Annotated in this window: 18 protein-coding genes and 1 pseudogene; 9 read left to right on the forward strand and 10 right to left on the reverse strand. The window is 59.0% G+C overall.

Annotation, left to right across the window (positions count from 1 at the left end; genetic code table 11):
* Nucleotides 1-162: 162 nt before the first annotated feature.
* Entirely contained in the window at nucleotides 163-1,386 is a 1,224-nt protein-coding gene (locus AACY11_RS06940; RefSeq protein ID WP_339465597.1) for an SGNH/GDSL hydrolase family protein, read from the forward strand.
* Between the two features lie 44 nt (nucleotides 1,387-1,430).
* On the opposite strand, the gene AACY11_RS06945 is transcribed toward AACY11_RS06940, so the two are convergent.
* Together AACY11_RS06945 and AACY11_RS06950 are read right to left on the reverse strand one after the other, a co-directional pair.
* The gene (locus tag AACY11_RS06945; RefSeq protein WP_339494212.1) at nucleotides 1,431-1,799 is read right to left on the reverse strand and encodes a DUF427 domain-containing protein; all 369 of its coding nucleotides are present in this window, start codon (nucleotides 1,797-1,799) and stop codon (nucleotides 1,431-1,433) included.
* A gap of 189 nt (nucleotides 1,800-1,988) precedes the next feature.
* Nucleotides 1,989-3,395, reverse strand: a complete 1,407-nt coding sequence (locus AACY11_RS06950; protein WP_339465598.1) for a serralysin family metalloprotease — start codon at nucleotides 3,393-3,395, stop codon at nucleotides 1,989-1,991.
* Between the two features lie 281 nt (nucleotides 3,396-3,676).
* Between AACY11_RS06950 and AACY11_RS06955 the strand changes: the two genes are divergently transcribed.
* The 4 genes from AACY11_RS06955 to AACY11_RS06970 all read left to right on the forward strand — a co-directional run bounded on the left by AACY11_RS06955 (nucleotide 3,677) and on the right by AACY11_RS06970 (nucleotide 7,016).
* The gene (locus AACY11_RS06955) at nucleotides 3,677-5,623 is read left to right on the forward strand and encodes a DNA topoisomerase III (protein ID WP_339432692.1); all 1,947 of its coding nucleotides are present in this window, start codon (nucleotides 3,677-3,679) and stop codon (nucleotides 5,621-5,623) included.
* Nucleotides 5,624-5,671: 48 nt separating this feature from the next.
* Nucleotides 5,672-6,175: a GNAT family N-acetyltransferase gene (locus tag AACY11_RS06960; protein WP_339432693.1), complete on the forward strand. Its 504-nt coding sequence runs from the start codon at nucleotides 5,672-5,674 to the stop codon at nucleotides 6,173-6,175.
* Between the two features lie 45 nt (nucleotides 6,176-6,220).
* Nucleotides 6,221-6,511, forward strand: a complete 291-nt coding sequence (locus AACY11_RS06965; RefSeq protein ID WP_339465600.1) for a hypothetical protein — start codon at nucleotides 6,221-6,223, stop codon at nucleotides 6,509-6,511.
* Between the two features lie 175 nt (nucleotides 6,512-6,686).
* Nucleotides 6,687-7,016, forward strand: a complete 330-nt coding sequence (locus AACY11_RS06970) for a hypothetical protein (protein ID WP_339465601.1) — start codon at nucleotides 6,687-6,689, stop codon at nucleotides 7,014-7,016.
* Nucleotides 7,017-7,081: 65 nt separating this feature from the next.
* Here AACY11_RS06970 and cynR read toward each other — a convergent pair whose 3' ends face one another.
* A complete protein-coding gene (gene cynR, locus AACY11_RS06975; protein WP_339494214.1) occupies nucleotides 7,082-7,960 on the reverse strand; it encodes a transcriptional regulator CynR in 879 nt (292 codons plus the stop codon).
* A 122-nt stretch (nucleotides 7,961-8,082) separates the two neighbouring features.
* On the opposite strand from cynR, the gene cynS reads away from it, so the two are divergent.
* Together cynS and AACY11_RS06985 are read left to right on the forward strand one after the other, a co-directional pair.
* Entirely contained in the window at nucleotides 8,083-8,550 is a 468-nt protein-coding gene (cynS, locus tag AACY11_RS06980; RefSeq protein ID WP_339494215.1) for a cyanase, read from the forward strand.
* 60 nt (nucleotides 8,551-8,610) lie between these two features.
* Complete coding sequence (locus tag AACY11_RS06985) at nucleotides 8,611-9,270, forward strand: carbonic anhydrase (protein ID WP_339432698.1); 660 nt, start codon at nucleotides 8,611-8,613, stop codon at nucleotides 9,268-9,270.
* Between the two features lie 52 nt (nucleotides 9,271-9,322).
* Here AACY11_RS06985 and AACY11_RS06990 read toward each other — a convergent pair whose 3' ends face one another.
* From AACY11_RS06990 to AACY11_RS07000, 3 genes are all read right to left on the reverse strand, one after another.
* Nucleotides 9,323-10,825: an aldehyde dehydrogenase family protein gene (locus tag AACY11_RS06990; RefSeq protein ID WP_339432699.1), complete on the reverse strand. Its 1,503-nt coding sequence runs from the start codon at nucleotides 10,823-10,825 to the stop codon at nucleotides 9,323-9,325.
* A 96-nt stretch (nucleotides 10,826-10,921) separates the two neighbouring features.
* Nucleotides 10,922-11,830, reverse strand: coding sequence for a glutaminase B (glsB, locus tag AACY11_RS06995; protein ID WP_339432700.1), 909 nt, complete (start codon nucleotides 11,828-11,830; stop codon nucleotides 10,922-10,924).
* Between the two features lie 160 nt (nucleotides 11,831-11,990).
* Complete coding sequence (locus tag AACY11_RS07000) at nucleotides 11,991-12,599, reverse strand: tRNA-(ms[2]io[6]A)-hydroxylase (RefSeq protein ID WP_339432701.1); 609 nt, start codon at nucleotides 12,597-12,599, stop codon at nucleotides 11,991-11,993.
* 158 nt (nucleotides 12,600-12,757) lie between these two features.
* Between AACY11_RS07000 and AACY11_RS07005 the strand changes: the two genes are divergently transcribed.
* Nucleotides 12,758-13,621, forward strand: coding sequence for a universal stress protein (locus AACY11_RS07005; RefSeq protein WP_339432702.1), 864 nt, complete (start codon nucleotides 12,758-12,760; stop codon nucleotides 13,619-13,621).
* Nucleotides 13,622-13,723: 102 nt separating this feature from the next.
* On the opposite strand, the gene AACY11_RS07010 is transcribed toward AACY11_RS07005, so the two are convergent.
* On the reverse strand, nucleotides 13,724-14,194 hold the full coding sequence (locus AACY11_RS07010; protein ID WP_221732659.1) for a DUF1289 domain-containing protein: 471 nt from the start codon (nucleotides 14,192-14,194) through the stop codon (nucleotides 13,724-13,726).
* 410 nt (nucleotides 14,195-14,604) lie between these two features.
* On the opposite strand from AACY11_RS07010, the gene acnB reads away from it, so the two are divergent.
* A complete protein-coding gene (gene acnB, locus AACY11_RS07015; RefSeq protein ID WP_339432750.1) occupies nucleotides 14,605-17,214 on the forward strand; it encodes a bifunctional aconitate hydratase 2/2-methylisocitrate dehydratase in 2,610 nt (869 codons plus the stop codon).
* 77 nt (nucleotides 17,215-17,291) lie between these two features.
* Here acnB and AACY11_RS07020 read toward each other — a convergent pair.
* The 3 genes and pseudogenes from AACY11_RS07020 to AACY11_RS07030 all read right to left on the reverse strand — a co-directional run bounded on the left by AACY11_RS07020 (nucleotide 17,292) and on the right by AACY11_RS07030 (nucleotide 21,146).
* Nucleotides 17,292-18,935: pseudogene (locus tag AACY11_RS07020) on the reverse strand (SulP family inorganic anion transporter).
* Nucleotides 18,936-19,015: 80 nt separating this feature from the next.
* Complete coding sequence (locus AACY11_RS07025; protein ID WP_221732714.1) at nucleotides 19,016-20,293, reverse strand: HAAAP family serine/threonine permease; 1,278 nt, start codon at nucleotides 20,291-20,293, stop codon at nucleotides 19,016-19,018.
* 487 nt (nucleotides 20,294-20,780) lie between these two features.
* A complete protein-coding gene (locus tag AACY11_RS07030) occupies nucleotides 20,781-21,146 on the reverse strand; it encodes a DUF6124 family protein (RefSeq protein ID WP_339432704.1) in 366 nt (121 codons plus the stop codon).
* Nucleotides 21,147-21,655 lie beyond the last annotated feature (509 nt).

Genomic DNA, 21,655 nt, shown 5'->3' on the forward strand with positions numbered 1-21,655 from the left:
CGACGCAGAAAAGCGTTCGTGACGTGGGGGATCGAACCTCCTGGATCGAGGATCCTTCCATGTACGCCACACGACGCACCCTCGTGCACATCTCCCCTCCAGTCGACGCCTGCCCGAGTGTTCAACCCCGGACGAGTCTCATCGTTAACAATCGCTCGCAGCATGCCGGATGCATCCGGCGTGGCGAAAAACAGTAGTGCTGAACAGTCTGGACGTAGCAGCACCCTCATGACGTCGTTCGGACTCAATGAACGGAACCGCGAAAACATTGGTTCCACTGGGTTTACCGAAAAAAGGACTGCCGACATGAACTATGAAAGTGAAGACGCGTTAGCAAAAATAGATCTGGCAATATGGCAACACGATCAGCCAGCGCAAAAGCAGGTTGAGGGTGTCACTGGATTCTTCTTCGGTTCCAACGGCGTAGACGTCGTGGCACAGGGAGACTCCTGGTTCGACTATTTGCCCGGCGTGGACATCATCAAGTGGCTGAAGCTGACGTCCGGCTACAAGATCAAGAGTTTCGCTTCGGGTGGCGACACGCTGGAAAACATGGTTTACGGGACAGAAATCAAAGACGGAGCCTGGACCCGACCGCGGCCCGAGTTTGAGGATGTACTGGCGGAAATCAAACGGATCAAACCGGCATTTTTTCTGTTTTCCGGTGCTGGCAATGACATTGCCGGTGACGAATTCGCGTCTTTCCTGAACCATGCCGATGCCTCGCCCGCCTCACTGGTGCGAACCGATTATGTCAATGACACCGTTGACCGGGTCTTTCGTAACGCCTATGAAGACATGATCAAACGAGTAAAAGCCGCTCACCCGAAAATCAAGATCATTTTCCATGGTTACGGGCGTGCTATTCCGACAGGCAAAGGCGTGGTCAACATTGGTAACTACCGCTTCATCGGCCCATGGCTGCGCCCATCGCTGACGCGCAAGAACATCATGAACCCGCAGGTTCAACGCCAAATCGTCACGGACTTTATTGATCAGCTCAATACCATGCTCAAGTCTGTTGCCGACGCTCATCCCGATGTCTATTTCATTGATCTGCGAAATCTGATCAACGACGACGACTGGATCAACGAACTGCACCTGAACGCCTTGGCTTACAAGCGTATGGCCAAGCAATTTGAGGACAAGATGGATTCACTGTTGACGTCAAAACAGGCGCTAATCAAAGCCCAGGCCAAGACCACCGCGTTGGAGGCATTCAATAGACTCGAACAATCCCTTGCAACGGTTCAAGCGGGCATCCAGGTGCCCGTACAGAATCAGTGGGCGCCTGTGCAAGCGCCACCTGCGGTCAAGCGCACACCGCGGTCTCGTCAGGTTGCGCCGACAAAAGGCAAAACGGCGACAAAACGCAAGGCCAAGTAAGTATCAGCCCGCCACCGCACACCCGGCGGCGGGCACCTCCTGGACTAAACATCCGCTTCGATCACCTCGAACTTCACCTGATCAGGATAAAACGCGACATGGTTTTTGATCTGATCAACCGATATTTTCGGATGCTCGTAAGTCCACACCGCATTCGCCCCCTCATGCCCCGGCACCTGCAAGCTGAAATAATTGGCATCGCCTTTATACGGGCAGTAGCTGGTATGGTCGGTGCGGGCGAAGTATTTCTCGTCGATGTCTTCACGAGGGACGTAATAGACCGGCGCGTAGTTGGCTTCGTTGAGAACCAGCACATGGGAAGAGGCGGCGACCTGGATGCCGTGGAATTTCACCACCAGGCAACCGGCAAGTTCTTCGAGGGTGATGACGGGGTTGAGGCCGGTGGTTTTCATCGGGTTTCTCCTGCTCATGAAAATGACTGTGACGAAGGCGCTTGCTCCCGCCGGGATGCGCAGCAGCCCCAAAACCGGAAATCGCGGTGTGTCAGGTATAACGCGATTTCCGAGTTTGCGACGGCTTCGCCGCCGAGCGGGAGCGAACTGCCTCGTCACAAGATTCAGGTTGGCCCTGTTTATTTCAGATCAAGCAACAATATCGGTCGCCACCGCCTGCCCTACCACACCCACGGCAAAGTCGACCTGCCCCTGCCCGGTCAGATCGACCAGCAGCCCGGTCTGACCGTGCTGCGCGTAGTAAGTCAGAATCGCATCGCCCGCATGGCCGGTGAAACTGCTGACGAAATTCAGCGACGCCGCCCCCGTGGCAAACGCGGTAATGCCCGACAGATCTATCTTGTCCAGACCGCTCTGGAAATCCATGATCCAGTCCGGCTGGTTATTGGTCGAGTCGCTGGCTGCGCCGAACACGAAGGTATCCGCGCCCTCACCGCCCCACAGCACATCTGCGCCGCCACCACCGTAGAGGATGTCGTTGCCGGCCCCGCCAAACAGGTGATTGACCGCCCCGTTGCCGATCAGCAGGTCATTGCCTGATCCGCCCACGGCATTCTCCATGGTCACGCCATAGGCGATGGAGACGTTGCCGACCAGACCGCCGACGTCGGAGAAGGAACCCTCGTTGAGGTTGATCTTCTGGTTCTGGGTGAATCCGGAGAAATCCAGCCAGTCATTACCACCACCGTCCCACACCGAAAACACCACTTTGGACGACGCCGAAGTCGCGCTGTAATAATCGCGGTCAGTGTTGGAATTGAAGCCGTACCTCGTGTCCTCGGCGCGGGTCTCGTAGTTGGCACCGTAGAGTTTCTGCACCGCAACAATGTCATCCAGCAACGGTGCCGAGGCGTAAGCCCCGCTGCCGCCCTTGCTGAAGTTCTGGTCGGTGTTGGCTTCGCTCCAATAACTCATCAGGCTGTAACCGCGAGTGTCTTCGGCGTACTTGGCGTCGGCGTAAGTCGGGCTGCCGTTGCCCGCGTTGTAGGCGCCAGGGTGCGACAGGCCGAGGGTGTGACCGATTTCATGCGTCAGGGTCTGGCGCCCGTAGTTGTTGGTGTCCGGGGTCTTGTTGACCTGATATTGATCGTTGATCAAGTACCACGATTGGCCATCATAGCTGCCGCCGCTCGGCAAATACGCGAACGCTGCGCCGCCGGTGCTGACGTCGTAATTGCCGAACGTCATGTGACCGTCGCCGCCCTTGCCCTCGGTGAAAGTGACGTTGGCGACGTCGGCCCAGGATTGCATGGCGAGCACCGCTTGAGCTTTTTGCTGGGCGCTGAATTCGCTGAAGTTGCCGAGTTTAGGGTTGTAGTTGGCCGGTTTGTCGGTCAGAAAGCTGTAGCTGAGGGAGATCTTGCCATCGGCATTTTTATCGCCCCACGACAGGCCCTTGCGCAGGATTTCGTCGGCGGCCTGATCGGCAGTGAACGAGGGTTTGCCGTTGACCAGCCCGACACCACGGTCATACAGGTGGCTGAACGTGTCCACGGCGGAGTAGGCGCTGCTGGCCTGGAAAGATGCTTGAGACATGAGTTACGTCCTTGTTGCAAAAGAGTCAGTGTCCGACAGACCACGGCGATCTCCTGGCGAGACCGTCCTGTCGCTCGCGTTTTTCTTTAAGGCGCGAAAAACCTGACACAGCCACCCACGCGGCGCTACTCAATTTCTCGATAGCGCCGGGCATGTCCCGTGAAAGCCCGTCATGTTCGGCAATCCTTTTTATCTGTATATCCATACAGATAAAAGTTGCCCCTGACGCTAACTCCGGCCATTCTGTGCGCCTGTTCGGACATTGATCGACGATGGTGGATATGCGGCTGTACCTCTGTGAAAAACCTTCCCAGGCCAAAGACATTGCGGCCGTACTCGGTGCAAAACGCCGGGGCGACGGCTGCTGGCTGGGAACAGACGTCACGGTGACCTGGTGCATCGGCCACTTGCTGGAAACGGCCCCGCCGGATGCCTACGACGCCCGCTACAAGCGTTGGGTGCTGGCGGATCTGCCGATCATCCCGGACAAGTGGAAAATGACCGTCAAGCCGCGTACCGCCAGCCAGTACAAAGCGGTAAAACGCTTGCTGGGCGAAGCCAGCGAGCTGATCATCGCCACCGACGCCGACCGTGAGGGCGAGATGATCGCCCGGGAACTGGTCGAGCATTGCCGCTATCGCGGGCCGATCCGCCGATTGTGGCTGTCAGCGCTGGATGAGGCATCAATCCGCAAGGCTTTGGCCGCGCTGAAACCGGGGGCCGAAACGTTCAGCCTGTATCACTCGGCGCTGGGTCGCTCGCGGGCAGACTGGCTGATTGGCATGAACATGAGCCGCCTGTTCACCCTGCTAGGCCGTCAGTCGGGCTATCAAGGTGTGTTGCCGGTCGGTCGGGTGCAAACGCCAACCTTGCGGTTGGTGGTGGATCGCGACCGCAGCATTGCCGATTTCGTACCGGTGCCGTTTTGGGCGATCGATGTGCAACTGCTGCACAACGGCACACCGTTTACCGCGCAATGGCGCGCCCCGTCGGATGTTTGTGATGATCAGGATCGCTGCCTGAATCAGGCGCTGGCGCAGCACGCCGCAGCTGCGATCAGGGGTGCAGCCAGTGCCCGGGTGGTGAAGTTGCGTACCGAGCGCATGCGCGAAGTGGCGCCCCTGCCCTTCGACCTCGGCACCTTGCAGGAAGTCTGCTCGAAGAAGCTCGGCCTCGGCGCGCAGGAAACCCTCGACATCGCCCAGGCACTGTACGAAACCTACAAAGTCGTCACCTACCCACGCAGCGATTGCGGGTTTCTGCCGCTGAGCCAGCACAGTGAGGCGCCGGGGATTCTCGCGGCGTTGCGTCAGGCTGACCCAAGCCTTGAAGCGCTGCAGAGTTTTCTTGAACCTCAGCGAAAATCCCGGGCGTGGAACGACGCCAAAGTCAGCGCCCACCATGGCATCATTCCCACCGCTGCCGCGAAGAATCTGGAACGCCTGAGCGGCAAACACCGGGCGGTCTATACACTGATCCGCGCACGGTATCTGGCGCAGTTCCTGCCCAATCATGAATACGATCGCACCCAGGCTGATTTCGATTGCGGCGCTCAAGCGTTACGCGCCGTCGGCAAACAGATCATCGAGCCGGGCTGGAAACGCGCCTTACCCGAAGCGCTCGCGCCGGCCAAGGGGCGTGAGGCACCGGTGCCGCAAACCTTGCCAGCGTTATCTCAGGGCATCGAGTGCGCCGTTGCGAACGTGACGCTCAAGGATCTGTGGACACAACCACCCAAACCCTACACCGAGGGCGATTTGATCAAGGCGATGAAGAATGTCGCCAAACTGGTGGAAGATCCACTGCTCAAGCAGAAACTCAAGGACACCACGGGCATTGGTACTGAAGCCACCCGTGCGTCGATCATTCAGGGCTTGCTGGATCGCGGTTATCTGGTGAAAAACGGCAAGGCGCTGGCCGCCACACCCGCCGCGTTCAGCCTGATTGACGCCGTGCCCCGCGCCATTGCCGACCCCGGCACCACAGCGATTTGGGAACAAGCGCTGGACATGGTGCAGAGCGGCGAGATGAGTCTGGAAGAGTTCGTCACCAAACAGGCGGCATGGATGAGCAAACAAGTGACACGCTGCTCCCATCTGAGCCTGACCATCAGCGGCCCACCGCCCGCCGGCAAAGCTGCCACCCCCTGGAAGAAAAAGCGCAAATCGACGCGGAGCAACACCGCCGTCGCTACGAAACGCAAAGCAAAACCGGCAGCCAAAAAATAAAACACGCTACTGTTTCCGAGAGGCCCATCACTTTCAGGAACCCAAAGCATGCCCACCCTAGAACTGCACCCGGCCCAACGCGATGAACTCGAAACCCTCGAAAACCTGATGCAGTTCTACATGTACGACTTCAGCCAGTGGTTGCCGCTGAAACTCGCTGCACATGGCTTCTTCCCTATCCAATCGAAATCCGAATACTGGCGTCACCCGGCAACCCAACCGTTCCTGATACGGGTCGACGACGAACTCGCCGGCTTCGTGACCGTTGATAACGAAACACATATCGAGGGTGCCGAACACAACATCGGCTACTTCTTCCTCGCCCGGCGCTTTCGTGGCCAAGGCGTCGCGCAGTTTGTCGTCTCTGCCCTCTTGAGCCGCATCCCCGGTCAATGGCAAATTTTCCATATCGACGCCAACCTGCCGGCACAGCGCTTCTGGACCAAGCTGATCCCGGAATTGACCGGTGGCGCTTTCACCTTGCACCAGCGTGAAATGGACGGTTACCCGTGCACGTTCTACGCCCTTCACACACCTTTTTCCGTTGCCTGAACGGATCCTTTCTCATTCCAAAACTGCTTTGTCCGACAATATGTAGTGCCCAAAAATAAACACTACAAAACCGTTGACGGCATCGTTTTGCTTTTGCATGATGAAGACGTTCCCCGATCGGGAACATTTGGTAACACGCTTGAGCAAACTCGTCTGACCGCCGAGTTGTTTTTTCCGGATACACGCTGCCCACAAGGCAGATTGAAGAAGCTGACCTGGCCTGAACGTCCAGTACAAGGACGAGAAGCGCTGGCGAAAATTCTCAAGACGCTTGTGGTCGACCCTGAAAACGTCGGCAAGGGGCCTCCCGGTTTTCGCTGCTTCTCTTCGTTGTGACGCTATTGCGTAGCAGTTATTCAACACGACTACATGCAACAGATGCACGACCCCGTACTTCAAACGGGCGAGCGCTGACGTCCTTGTTTCGGTGCCAGGGATCAACTAACCGATGGGCTACCTGTATTAGCGAATCAACTTTGAAAGATCACCAAACTGGTCAAGGGGCAACATCATGAATCTGAACAACCAACCTACTATCGAAGAACTGGCTCGTATGTTCGCTGCGCAAAAAGACAGCCACGACAGCCATATTCTGTGGATCAGCAAGTCGGGGCAGGTGCATATCGACTGCCTGTCGCCCCACGCTGGCGAAGAAGAGTTCGAGCAGAACAACCAGAACCTGTTGGCCCGCCTGAAGATGTACCGTCGCGGCCACGGCTATGTCGGCAAAAAAGCCGCAGCCGACAAGGACTTCATCGGTAATGTTCTGCAAACGCTGAAACAGGCGTGGGACGCGATGCAGAACAAGAACGAAGTTCGGGTGATTGATCGGTTCTGCTGATTTACAACTTCAATAAAAAGGGCCTGCTTCCAATAAGAAGCAGGCCCTTTTTATTGCGTTCCAGTTCAGAGCGGGGGCTCCAGGATTAGATTCATAAATGCCACCGCCGCCGCACTGTGATAGTTATTGCGCCGCCGCAACAACGCGGCCCCACGCTGCGGCGCTTCGCTCTCGACCCGCAGCCTGCGCAATGCCCGATCGGACGTCGCAATCGCTTCCGGCAGCATCGTCGCCATCGGCGAATGCCGCACCACCTCCAGCAACGTACTCACCGAATTCACCTCAATGCGCACCTGCGGCGTGATCCCGTGCTGACGAAAATACTCATCGACCGACAAGCGCGTGATGAAATCCGACGCCAGCAAGGCGAAATCCAGCTGCGCGATATCGTCAGGCGTCAGCACTGAATCACTTTCATACAACGGATGCTCGCGCCCGACCATGACACCCAGGGTCTCGGTAAACGCCGGAATGCACTCGATGTCCGGGCTGCGTACCGGGGTGAACGCAATCGCAATGTCCAGCGAGTCATCCGCCAGACCGGCCTCGATGTCGTCCATCGACAACTCGAAGATTTCCAGATGAATCCCCGGATATCGCGCCGCGTAGTCGCGCACCAGCGGCCCGACCAGATACGCCATAAACGTTGGCGTCATCGCCAGGCGCAACGTACCGCGGGTCAGGTCCTTCACGTCATGCAGTGCGCGCTTGCCCGCCTCCAACTCCACCAGCACCCGACGCGCACATTCAATGTAAGCCTCGCCGGCATCGGTGGCTTTGACCGTACGTGAAGTTCGATCAAACAGGCTCACCCCCAGTGTTTCTTCCAGTTGGCGAATCTGCTGCGACAAGGTTGGCTGCGACACATGCAGCGCCTCGGCCGCGCGAGTGAAGCCGCCGTGATCGGCAACGGCCAGCAGGTAACGCAAATGTCGCAGCAGCATGTGGGAGCACCATCTATAGGCAGGGCTTATGCAAAGCATTGTATATCGGTCTTGGACGCTATGGATAAATCGGCAGAAAATCAATCCCACACAGCAAGCCAACCCCTGAAAGGAGTGACACCATGCAACAGTCCCACGCCTACAACGACACCAGCCTGGCCCTGACCACCCGCATTCTGGACATCAAGGCACGCAAGAATCTGTCGTGGCAGGATCTCGCCGACGGCACCGGCCTCAGCCTGGCGTACGTCACCGCCGCCCTGCTCGGCCAACATCCGCTGTCGAAAACCGCCGCCCAAGTGGTGGGCGACAAGCTTGAGCTGGACGCCGACGCTGTCGCGGCCCTGCAAATCATCCCGCTGCGTGGCAGCCTCAGCGGCGTGCCGACCGACCCGACCATCTATCGCTTCCATGAAATGATCCAGATCTACGGCACCACCCTCAAAGCACTGGTTCACGAGCAGTTCGGCGACGGCATCATCAGCGCAATCAACTTCAAACTCGACATCAAGAAAGTCGAAGACCCGGAAGGCGGCTCCCGCGCCGTGGTCACCCTGGACGGCAAGTTCCTGCCCCTGCGTCCGTTCTGATGTGCCCGGCCCGCACTTTGCGTGCGGGCCATCCGATCTCCCTTCAACGAGGACATGCACATGAAAGCCCTGATCGACGGTTTCCTGAAATTCCAGAACGAAGCCTTTCCGCAACGCACCGAACTGTTCAAACACCTGGCAACCACCCAGCAGCCCGGCACCTTGTTTATCACCTGCTCCGACAGCCGTGTAGTCCCGGAACTGCTGACCCAGCAAGAACCCGGCGAACTGTTCGTGATCCGCAACGCCGGCAATATCGTGCCGTCCTACAGTCCGCATCCGGGCGGGGTTTCGGCGACAGTGGAATATGCGGTGGCGGTGCTTGGTGTGACCGACATTGTGATCTGCGGCCATTCCGATTGCGGCGCGATGACGGCGATTGCCAAATGCAAATGCATGGATCATCTGCCGGCCGTCAGCGGTTGGTTGCAGCATGCCGAGTCAGCGAAAGTGGTGAACGAAGCCCGGCCACATGCCAATGACGCGGCAAAATTGAGTTCGATGGTGCGCGAAAACGTGATCGCGCAACTGGCGAATATCCAGACCCATCCGAGCGTGCGCCTGGCACAGGAGAAAGGCCTGCTGAATCTGCATGGTTGGGTGTATGACATCGAGACCGGCTCGATCGATGCGCTGTCCTCGGACCGCCGCACCTTTGTGCCGCTGGCCGAACAACCGGCTACTTGCGCCGTTCACGCAAACACCAGCGCAGCAGCCTGAATTACATTGCGCCCCTGTGGCGAGGGAGCCTGCTCCCCCACCACAGGTTCTTTCAGCGCTTTACACCCAGATCAATCTGGGTCATGCGGCTACGCACGGTAAACACACCATCGCCCGAAAGAATCGCACTGCGCGCAAACAACCGTCCGTTCTCCCAGTTCGAAAGCCCCAGCTCCGGCTTGTTCAGCGCGTACTGGCCATCGACCCAGCGGGTAATGCCATTACCCACGAACGGTGCGTTGACCGCGTTATAGAAGCGCTCCTGAACAGCGGCATCCTCACTGATCAACGACACGGTAAATTGCGGGCTATAGCGGTTGAACAATGCAATCGCCTGATCCAGATCGTCGACGATCATCAAGCTGACTTCCGGGGTTTCTTCCCATTCCCACTCGCGCCCCAAATCCGCCTGCGCCAACGGTTCAGCCAGTGCTTCGGTCTGATAACCCTCGGCACGATAGACCTCGACCGTCGCGTTCTGCCACTCGCCCGGCAGACAACGTTCGCTGCCCTCGACGATGTGCAATTTGCAGCCCTGGCCGCGTGCGGTACCGGCCTGCTGCAGCGCGTCGAGGAACAGCGGCACCAGTTCATCGGCACGTTCGCGCTGAATCAGGCAGACATTCAGGGTGTTGCAGACCTTGCGATCCAGCGAGTTGCGCACCACCGCCGCAAAGCGCTTTGCGTCAGCCTCACGATCGGCTATCAGCCATGCCCCCCCGGTGCCATGCAGGCTGACCGCCGTGCCCGCCTGCTGGGCAATGCTGCCCAATTGACTGACTGCACGTCCTGACCCACGAGCCACCGCCAACGACAGACGTCGATCAGCAAACATCGCCCAACCGGCGGCGTGATTGACACTCTCCACCAGCGACACCGCGCCCACGGGCAGACCGGCCGCAGCCAGCGCCGGGTTCAACGCGTGAGCAACAATGGCCTGCGCCGTGCCCAACGCATCGCTGCCGATACGCAGCACAGCGGTGTTGCCGGTGCGCAAGACGCCGGCGGCATCGGCGAACACATTCGGCCGACCTTCAAAGACGAAAGCGACGATACCCAGTGGCGAGACCACTTGCTCGACCTTCCAGCCATCGTGCTCGACGCTGCTGATGACTTTGCCGCGCGTCGGTGCGGCATCACGCCAGGCGCGCAGGCCGGCAATCATGTCGCGGCGCATGCGCTCATCGGCCAGCAAGCGTGTGGTGGAGCGCCCGCGAGCCTTCGCCCGTTCGATGTCGGCAAGGTTGGCTGCCTCGATCTGCGCCCAGCACTCAGGGGTTTGCAGGCGCTGTGCGAACAAATCGAAGAACTGACTGATCGCTTCGTCGCTGACCGCAGACAACGCGATAAAAGCCGCCGCCGCACGTTCAATCGCCACGGCGGCCGCTTGTTGATCGGCCACCGGAATCAGCAACAACTCGCCACTCACCTGCTCCACCAGCAGGTGGTCACCGGGCTGAAAGCGCGCGGCCAGTTCGGGGCTGACCACGGTGACGCGGTTACCAGCGAAAGGGATCGGCGTGCCAGCGACTAGACGTTCGAGCGCAAGAGACATGAAGCAGATTCACCATGCAGAGGGCGGCCGGAAAATGTAGCGGATTCTTCGCCGGAATAACACTCCCACAAGGTTTGCAGAGCCTAGCTAATCGGGTCAGAACACCGACCAGCCAATGCGCGAACTGAGCATCTCCAGCGCCGCCATGCCCGCCAGCGAATTACCGGCAGCATTCAATTCCGGCGACCACACGCAAACCGTGAACTGCCCAGGCACCACCGCGACAATCCCGCCGCCGACGCCACTCTTGCCCGGCAGGCCGACGCGATAGGCGAAGTTGCCCGCCTCGTCATACAAACCGCTGGTGGCCATGATCGAGTTAACCTGCTGGGTCTGGCGTCGCGTCAGAATCTGTTCGCCGCTGTGCTTGCAGTAGCCGTCATTGGCCAGAAAGCAAAAGGCCCGGGCCAGATCGATGCAGTTCATGCGCAGCGCGCAGTGGCTGAAGTAACTGCGCAACACTGATTCGACGTCGTTGTGGAAGTTGCCGAACGATTGCATCAGGTACGCCATTGCCGCGTTGCGTGCACGGTGCTGGTATTCAGAGTCGGCGACTTTGCCATCGATCATGATCTGCGGATTGCCCGACAGACGCCGGACGAAGTCACGCATCGACAAGGTCGGTGCGGCAAAGCGCGACTGGTTGATGTCGCAGATCACCAGCGCGCCGGCGTTGATGAACGGATTGCGCGGGCGACCGCGTTCGAATTCCAGCTGCACCAACGAGTTGAACGGCTGACCGGACGGCTCATGGCCCAGACGCTCCCAGATCGCCTCACCGGAATGTTCAATGGCCTGCACCAGGCTGAACACCTTGGAAATACTCTGCACCGAGAACAGCGTCTCGGCGTCACCGGCGCAATACATCTCGCCGTCGTTACCGTACACAGCGATGCCCAACTGGTTGGGCGCCACGGTGCCGAGGGCAGGAATGTAGTCAGCCACTTTGCCCTGCCCGATCAGGGGCCGGACAGCATCAAGGATCTCGTTCAACAGCGCTTGCATGCCGGGTTCCGAAGTCTCGCCCCGTGGGATTGCGGGGACACTGAGGCTAGACGCTGGCGGCATGCATCGAATCACACCGGCAGGCATCATGCAGAATATTCTTGGTTCAATCGCACCCCTGGCAATCGGAGAGTCCCCGAAGGCTGCGACAGTTTGAGCTTCAGGCTAGCGCCGGCACACCGCTGTGGAAACGGAATTCGGCGTCCGGCGATTCGATCAGTTCCTGTTCGGCCGCACGCACCTTATCGATCACCTGAGCCACATCCCTGGCCTCACCATACTGATAAGCCAGTTTCAGATACCCCTGAAAATGCCGGGCTTCGCTTTTCAACAGGCCGAAGTAAAACTTGCCGAGTTCTTCGTCCAAATGTGGCACCAGTGCTTCGAACCGCTCACAACTGCGCGCTTCGATAAATGCACCGACCACCAGCGTATCCACCAGTTTCACTGGCTCGTGGCTGCGCACCACTTTACGCAGGCCCGAGGCGTATCGGCCGGCATGCAGTTGACGCAACTCGATCTTGCGGCGTTTCATCAGGCGCATGACTTGCTCGTGGTGCACCAGTTCTTCCCGGGCCAGACGCGACATCATGTTGATCAGGTCGACGTGGGAGTGATACTTGGCAATCAGGCTCAGCGCGGTGCTGGCAGCCTTGAACTCGCAGTTCTTGTGGTCGATCAGCAGGGTTTCCTGATCGGCCAGTGCGGCCTGAACCCAGGCATCGGGTGTGCGGCAGCCAAGGAATTCGTGGATTTCGGGAAGGATCATGGGGCTCACGGTCAAGGTGTTCGAGCGAAGGGCGCCGATTATACCGGCCTGCCCGAAGACCACCAGCGGCTGGCGTTGATATGCATCAAGTCGCAGGTGCTGGCGCAGCAACTATAGTTGTGCAACGCCGTGCCCTTTACTCGCTGGAGACTCCGCTCATGCAAGCCATTCGCAGCATTCTGGTGGTCATCGAACCCGAACATTCGGAGAGCCTGGCGCTCAAGCGCGCCAAGTTGATCGCAGGTGTGACCCAGGCCCATCTGCACCTGCTGGTGTGCGACAAGAAGCACGACCATGCCGGCATGCTCGGCGTGCTCAAAGCCGCCCTGCTGGCGGACGGTTACAGCGTCACCACCGAACAGGCCTGGAACGAGAGCCTGCATGAAACCATCACCGACGTGCAGCAGGCCGAGGGTTGCGGGCTGGTGATCAAACAGCACTTCCCTGACAGCTCGTTGAAAAAAGCCCTGCTGACCCCGGCGGACTGGAAGCTGTTGCGCCACTGCCCGACCCCGGTGCTGCTGGTGAAAACCTCTACGCCCTGGAAAGACAGAGTCATTCTGGCGGCGGTCGATGTCGGCAATGCCGACGGTGAACACCGCCATCTGCATACCACGATCATTGATCATGGGTTTGATATTGCCAGCCTGGCCAAAGGGCATCTGCATGTGATCAGCGCCCATCCGTCGCCGATGCTGTCGGCAGCCGACCCGACCTTCCAGCTCAAATCGACAATCGAGGCGAAGTATCGCGAGCAATGCAGGGCGTTCCAGGCGGAGTTCGATGTCGATGACGAGCATCTGCACATCGAGGAAGGCCCAGCGGATGTGTTGATTCCGTTCATGGCGCACAAACTGCAAGCAGCCGTGACCGTAATCGGCACCGTGGCGCGTACCGGATTGTCAGGTGCGTTGATCGGCAATACGGCGGAGGTGGTGCTCGATACGCTGGAAAGCGATGTGTTGGTGCTCAAGCCGCAGGAGGTTGAGGATCATTTGCTGGAATTGGCGGTGAAGCATTAAGTTTTGCGGCGTCACACAGGGCCTCTTCGCGAGCAAGCCCGCTCCCACGGTTTGAAATGCATTCCCGTGTGGGAGCGGGCTTGCTCGCGAAACTTTTGACCTTCAGGCGCCAAACGCGTCTTTGAGAAAGCCCGGTGCGATGTAGCGCTGATAGTGCGCTTCCGATAACAGGAAGAATTCCCGATCAATGGCATCGCGCAGTTCCGGCAGGTTCCAGTCGCGAAACTCCGGCAGCAGCACCATCCCGTAGGCTTCCAGATTAATGATCACCCGCGCCCCTCGGGCAATCAGCTGATACGCCCAGCAATACTCGGACTGATGGGGCACAAAGCGGATCTTGCGCTGCTCCAGTTGCTGACGCAGACGCGCCGAATCAAAGATCTCGACCTTGGCCGCCATCACTTGTGACAGCAATTGCTCCAGACGCAGCCACACCGCACGTTTTTCCTCCTCGTTGTAACCATTCCAGTTGATCACTTCGTGATGGAAACGCTTGCAGCCACGGCACACCAGATCACCGTAAACAGTGGAGCAGAGGCCGACGCAGGGAGTCTTGATGGTCTGATTGGGCATAAGGTTGGCAAAGGCACTGAAACGCGGAACAGGTCGGCATGTTAGCCCTTTGTCTAACATTGATCACCCCTCAAACTTGAGGGCCTAACTTACCTTTAATTTTTTTTTGCCGTAGAATCAGCCAGCCTTTTAAGGCGCCAATGTCCGTTAGAAGCTGTTTTCAAAGCGTCACGAGCACAGTCGTTCCTTCAGAGCGGTGTTGGCGAAGGGTTTTTCCAGCGGGGAAAAACTCAACGCCAACCCTCATCAGCTCCCCGTTCTGCAGGCGTAAAACTTTGAAAGCAGCTTCTGTAAGGAATAGCCGGTAATTCTGGCCAAGCGACCCACAACGTCGCGAGGTGCATGAGTACGGCCATTTCGGGATGAGCGTCCCGGACACCCATTTGGGACCACTGATGAGGGTAATAACTGTGCTTGAAGCCTACCGCAAACATATCGAAGAGCGTGCAGCCCTGGGTATCGTTCCCCAGCCGCTTAACGCCGAACAAACAGCAGGCCTGGTCGAGCTGCTGAAGAACCCTCCGGCTGGCGAAGAAGAATTTCTCGTTGACCTGATCACCAATCGCATTCCACCTGGCGTGGACGAAGCGGCTTACGTTAAAGCCGGCTTCCTGTCTGCACTGGCCAAGGGCGAAGTTGCCTCCCCTCTGCTGGACAAAAAACGCGCTGTAGAACTGCTCGGCACCATGCAGGGCGGCTACAACATCGTGACCCTGGTTGACCTGCTGGACGACGCCGAACTGGCGCCCGTCGCTGCCGCGCAACTCAAGCACACCCTGCTGATGTTCGATGCGTTCCACGACGTGGCCGAAAAAGCCAAGAACGGCAATGCTCACGCCCAAGCCGTGCTGCAATCCTGGGCTGACGGCGAGTGGTTCAAGAACCGCCCGACCCTGGCCGACAAGATCAGCCTGCGCGTGTTCAAGGTCACCGGCGAAACCAACACCGACGACCTGTCCCCTGCCCCTGATGCCTGGTCGCGTCCAGACATCCCGCTGCACGCGCTGGCCATGCTGAAAATGGCTCGCGACGGCATCGTTCCTGATCAGCAGGGCGCCATCGGCCCGATGAAGCAGATCGAAGAAATGCGCGGTCAAGGCTTCCCGATCGCCTACGTCGGTGACGTGGTCGGTACCGGATCCTCGCGTAAATCGGCCACCAACTCGGTGCTGTGGTTCTTCGGTGACGACGTTCCTTACGTGCCGAACAAGCGCGCTGGCGGTTTCTGCTTCGGCAGCAAAATCGCTCCGATCTTCTACAACACCATGGAAGATGCCGGCGCACTGCCAATCGAGTTCGACGTCTCGAACATGAACATGGGCGACGTGATCGACCTGTACCCGCACGCCGGCAAAGTCTGCAAGCACGGTACCGACGAAGTCATCACCACCTTCGAAATGAAGACCCCTGTGCTGCTGGACGAAGTCCGTGCCGGCGGTCGTATTCCGCTGATCATCGGCCGCGGCCTGACCGAGAAGGCGCGCGCCGAACTGGGTCTGCCTGCGTTCGACCTGTTCAAGAAGCCTGAAGCACCGGCTGAAAGCACCAAGGGCTTCACCCTGGCGCAGAAAATGGTCGGCAAGGCTTGCGGTCTGGCAGAAGGCCAAGGCGTTCGTCCTGGCACCTACTGCGAACCGAAGATGACCACCGTCGGCTCTCAGGACACCACCGGTCCAATGACCCGTGACGAACTGAAAGACCTGGCATGCCTGGGCTTCTCCGCTGATCTGGTGATGCAGTCCTTCTGCCACACCGCGGCTTATCCAAAGCCGATCGACGTGACCACCCACCACACCCTGCCTGACTTCATCATGACCCGTGGCGGCGTTTCCCTGCGTCCGGGCGACGGCATCATCCACTCGTGGCTCAACCGCATGCTGCTGCCGGACACCGTCGGTACCGGTGGTGACTCGCACACCCGTTTCCCGATGGGCATCTCGTTCCCGGCCGGTTCCGGTCTGGTCGCGTTCGCCGCTGCCACCGGCGTCATGCCGCTGGACATGCCGGAATCGATCCTGGTGCGCTTCAAAGGCAAAATGAAACCCGGCATCACCCTGCGTGACCTGGTTCATGCCATTCCTTACTTCGCCATTCAGAACGGTCTGCTGACCGTCGAGAAGAAAGGCAAGAAGAACGCCTTCTCCGGACGCATCCTGGAAATCGAAGGCCTGGAAGGTCTGACGCTGGAACAGGCTTTCGAGCTGTCCGACGCCTCGGCCGAACGTTCGGCTGCCGGTTGCACCATCAAGCTGTCGAAAGAGTCGATCACCGAGTACCTGAACTCCAACATCACCCTGCTGCGCTGGATGATCGGCGAAGGCTACGGCGATGCACGTACCCTGGAACGTCGCGCGCAAGCAATGGAAGCCTGGGTTGCCAACCCTGAGCTGATGGAAGCCGATGCCGACGCCGAATACGCCGAAGTCATCGAAATCGATCTGGCCGACGTCAACGAGCCTGTGCTCTGCGCGCCGAACGATCCGGACGACGCCCGTCTGCTGTCCAGCGTTGCTGGCGAGAAGATCGACGAAGTGTTCATCGGTTCGTGCATGACCAACATCGGTCACTTCCGCGCTGCCGGTAAACTGCTGGACCAGGTCAAGGGTCAGCTGCCAACCCGTCTGTGGCTGTCGCCGCCGACCAAAATGGACGCTCACCAACTGACCGAAGAAGGCTACTACGGCATCTACGGCAAGGCTGGTGCTCGCATGGAAATGCCAGGCTGCTCGCTGTGCATGGGTAACCAGGCACGCGTTGAGCCGAACAGCACCGTGGTGTCGACCTCCACCCGTAACTTCCCGAACCGTCTGGGCGACGGCGCGAACGTCTACCTGGCTTCGGCCGAGCTGGCGTCCGTTGCTTCGATCCTGGGTCGCCTGCCGACCGTCGAGGAGTACATGGAATACGCTGGCAAGATCGACAGCATGGCGGCCGATATCTACCGCTACCTGTCCTTCGACCAGATTGCCGAGTTCCGTGAAGCGGCTGCGAACGCCAACATCCCGGTCGTTCAAGCCTAACGCTGCAACGCAATGAAAAACGCCGCCCATCGTGAGATGAGCGGCGTTTTTTTATACCCCAAACAATCGGACTCAAATTACCTGTGGGATTGGGCTTGCTGGACAGCGCCATCGACACTTAGCCCGCTGAGAATCACGTCATTGGCAGAAACCTCCGGCAGCTTCGCCAAGGCACTCTTGGCCTCATGTTTGAGCCGCGCCAGGATCAGTCGCTTACCCTCCTGATCCACCCGCAGAAAAAACTCCTGCATGGCCTCGATGCTGGTGCCATCCAGGTTGGGCGTTTCCTCCAGGCTGAGGATCACCGTGTGCACCGGCACCGGCGAATGGCGGACCAAATGCAACGCCGCGCCGAGAATCCGTTCGACATTGGCAAAGAACAACGCCTCACTGGGCCGCACAATCAACACACCCGACTCCGTTGTCGCGCTCGGATGACGCTGCAAGTCGACGAAATCATGCCCGCCGTCAATCCGCCCCAGTACCTGAATATCCGCCGCCGACATCTGCTTGAGCATCAGCAATACACTGATTGCCACCGACACCAGCAAACCATCCAGCACGCCCAATACCAGCACCGCGCCCACAGCACAGAGCACCAATACCCGATCCCGGCGCCAAATGAAGTAGCGACCCAGCGGCTGCAAGCTCAAGCCCCTGCCCAGCGCATGCATGACGATGGCGGCAAGAATCGGCTCCGGCGTCAGGGCGATCCATGGCAACACCGTCAGCACGATCAGCAACACCACCATCGCCGCAACCCCACCCGCCCAGCGTGAAGTCGCACCCGCCGCCTCATTCGCCGATGTCGCCGAATACCCTGCCCCTGCCGGCATGCCATGAAACAACCCGGACAACAGGTTCGACGCCCCCAATGCCAGCAGATCGCGATTGGAAGTCACCCGATCGCCATGCTTGAGCGCAAACGAACTGATCGAGCCGAAAGACTCCGCATACAGAATCATCACCAGCGCAAACCCCACCTCCCCCAACCGCAGCCAATCAGCAAATGGCAGCACTGGCAGAGTCGGCACTTCCAGGCTCAGATCGATGAGTCAGATCATCTTCACGCCATACGCCGGCAGGTTCAGCCATTGCCCGGCCACAATGCCGATCACCACCACCAGCAAGCCACCCGGCACCCGTGGAAAGCGTGAGAACAGCCCCAGCAACACCAGCGCCACAGCGGCGACGCCCGCCGCCGGCCAGTTCCATTGCGGCAGTTGCTCCAGCAGTTGCGGGGCGAAGCGCACCAGATTGGCGTCGCTCAGATGCACACCGACGACGCTGGCAACCTGTTTGAGAATGATCGTCAGCGCCAGACCAAAGGCAAATCCGCGCAACACCGGTTTGGCGATGAACGCGGTGACGCTGCCGAAACGAAAGATCCCGGCCAGAAAAAACAGCGCCCCGGTGACCAGCACCAAGCCGACCGCCAAGGTCGAGCGTAATTGTGGATCACCCTGAGCCAGCGTCGCCGTCGCCGCCGCCAGCACCGCCGCGGATGACGAGGTGGCCGAAACAATCGCAAAGCGACTGGTGCCGAACAACCCGTAACAGAGCAAACCGGCAAACAGCGCGATGACTCCGGCCTGCGGCGCCAGCGCGGCGATGGTCGAATACGCGACGGCTTCAGGCAACAGAAGCCCGGCAATCGACAGGCCGGCGAGTACGTCCTGCCAGCGGTGGGTGGGTTCAACAGGTTGCGGGGCGCTCGACAATCCACTGTCTCCAGACGAAAAAAAGCCGCTGTGCGCATCACGCACAGCGGCCACTGTAGCTGAGTATCCGGCGCTTTGGCCTACGCCGTCAGCGAATAAATCAACGCCGAAATCGCCACCAGCCCCACAGCCGTGACAAACACGTTCGACGCCTGCCCACGATAGCGCGCCATCGCCGGCACTTTACGAATCGCGTACATCGGCATCAAAAACAGAATGGCCGCAATCACCGGGCCGCCGATGGTTTCAATCATGCCCAGAATGCTCGGGTTCAGCGTCGCCACGATCCAGCAGATGACCAGCATGAACGCCGCCACAATGCGATCCAGCGCTTTCGCCCCCGGACGCTTGCCGCTCTTGACGATCAGACCTTTCAGACCTTCGCTGGCACCGATGTAATGACCGAGGAACGACTTGGAAATCGCCACAAATGCAATCAACGGCGCCGCGAAGGCGATGGTCGGGTTGCTGAAGTGGTTGGCCAGGTACGACAGGATCGACAGGTTCTGCGCCTTCGCTTCAGCCAGTTGCGCGGGCGACAGCGTCAGCACGCAACTGAACACGAAGAACAGCACCATCAGCACCATCAACGCATGAGCGCGGGACAGGATCTGCGAACTGCGCTCTTGTGCGTGAACGCCGTAACGACGCTTCTGATCGACCGCAAACGCGGAAATGATCGGCGAGTGGTTGAACGAGAACACCATCACCGGAATGGCCAGCCACAGCGTATGCAGCAACGCGGATGGCGCCGGTACGTGCGAAGCGGTGGCGAGGATGCCGCCATTCCAGTGCGGGATCAGGTACACCGCCAGAAACAGCAGCGCGACGATAAACGGGTAAACCATCAGGCTCATCGCCTTGACGATCGCCTGCTCGCCGCAACGTACCACCGCCAGCAGACCGAGGATCAGCACAAACGACAAAATCACCCGCGGTGGCGGCGTAATGTGCAGTTGGTGTTCGAGGAAACTGGCAACCGTGTTGGTCAGGCCCACGCTGTAGATCAGCAGAATCGGGAAAATGGCAAAAAAGTACAGCAATGTGATCAGCGCCCCGGCCTTGATGCCGAAATGCTGCTCGACCACTTCAGTGATGTCGGCGCCTTCGCGACCGGAGAGCACAAAACGGGTCAGGCCACGGTGTGCGTAGAACGTCATCGGGAACGCCAGCAGCGCGAGAATCACCAGCGGCCAGAAGCCGCCCAGCCCCGCATTGATTGGCAAAAACAGGGTACCGGCGCCAATCGCCGTCCCAAACAGTCCCAACATCCAGGTGGTGTCCTGGCGACTCCAGCTCGACAGCTCGGCTGGTGCTGCTTCATAGCGTTCGTTGACGCTATTGGCCTGCTCATTCATCCGGTCGGATCTCCGCATTCCGGTCACTTGCCACTCGGTCAGGACGCGTCGGAAAAAACCGACAGACATGCTCCGGCCGAAACAGGGGCGCGATTCTCCGTGATAAATCAACAGAAGCAAAGACTTAGCTGAGCAATGGTTGTGCGGATCAGATTATTGAATGTCGCTTTTGGCAAAATATATGTCGGCCATGGAAAGGTTAACTGTCGTTTTTAGGCATGTTTCAGTGCCACATGTGACCGAAAAAACTTGATCAGACCGATCGACCCAATATGAATCCAAGTGAAATGCAAAACTGGCCTTCCTTGGCTGTTGGCAGTGGCTGCTCAGACTGCATTGAGTCCTCATGATTTCGCGCTCATCGCTTGCCGGAAAGCGGATGGATCCGAGGGTTTCGCAGGCAAAATCCGGGAGTCGAGCAGGCCGCCTCATACAACGCAATGACAGAGACTGCGGCGAGGCGAATGACCCCGCCGCAGCGTTTGGCTTATTCCGCGGGCACCAGATTATCGAGCACCTGATTGACCGCCAGTTCCGCCAGCATCACGTTCTGGGCGATGCCTAATGCGGTCTGGCGATGGGTGCCTTCCAGCAGGGCGGCGAAGTTGTTGAGCATGACGTTGGCCGAACCGAGGGTTTCGCTCGCATCGGCCAGCAGGGGTTCGTTGCCGGCGGCGGGGTTGGCCATGTACAGGCGATTGGGTGCGTAGGGCGCGGCCATGACTTTGGCGGCTGGCGGATCCAGGTAGTGGTCGAGGGCGCGCTCGGCGGCTTCGTGGAATTTCTTGGAGCCAGGGGATTCGTAGGGGGATGCCGGATCGGGATTCGGCGGGTTTGGCGTTACCTTGAACATAGTCGCTTTCTCTATAAGAGGCCGCAACGATTTCGCCGCTAAGCGAAAGGGTGGCAGCTGTGCGCAAGTTAGCGGACCGGATAAGCAACAAAAACCGGTGCGCCCGAGGGCGCCATGCGCACAGCCACCATAGAGTGCAGGCGAAGGGGTGCCTGACTGAATGTCGCTTGTACAACCGATGTCGTTTATTCGGACCGCTAAGCCCGATCACTGGAAATCAGTGATGCGAACCAAGTTACCGACCGCCCTCCAGGCGCACAAGCCGGCGGATTCTGGCGCACGCGTAGGCAACGACGCAAGAATTTGTGGGCATTGGCACGTAACTACGGATGTCTTTACACGGAAGCCAAGAATCGCGTTTATCAGCTACAAAAGCTGACGAAATATCTGACAGATTGCAGGTAAGCAACGTGCGACTCAGGTTTGAAACCACGAGTTCATGTGTGTGGGGGGGGGGGTAAAGGCCGCCGACCGCTAATTGACAACTGTGGGAACTGACCGTCTGGCTC

This window comes from Pseudomonas sp. RA_105y_Pfl2_P56, from assembly GCF_963970845.1.
Classification (GTDB): Bacteria; Pseudomonadota; Gammaproteobacteria; order Pseudomonadales; family Pseudomonadaceae; genus Aquipseudomonas; species Aquipseudomonas baetica_A.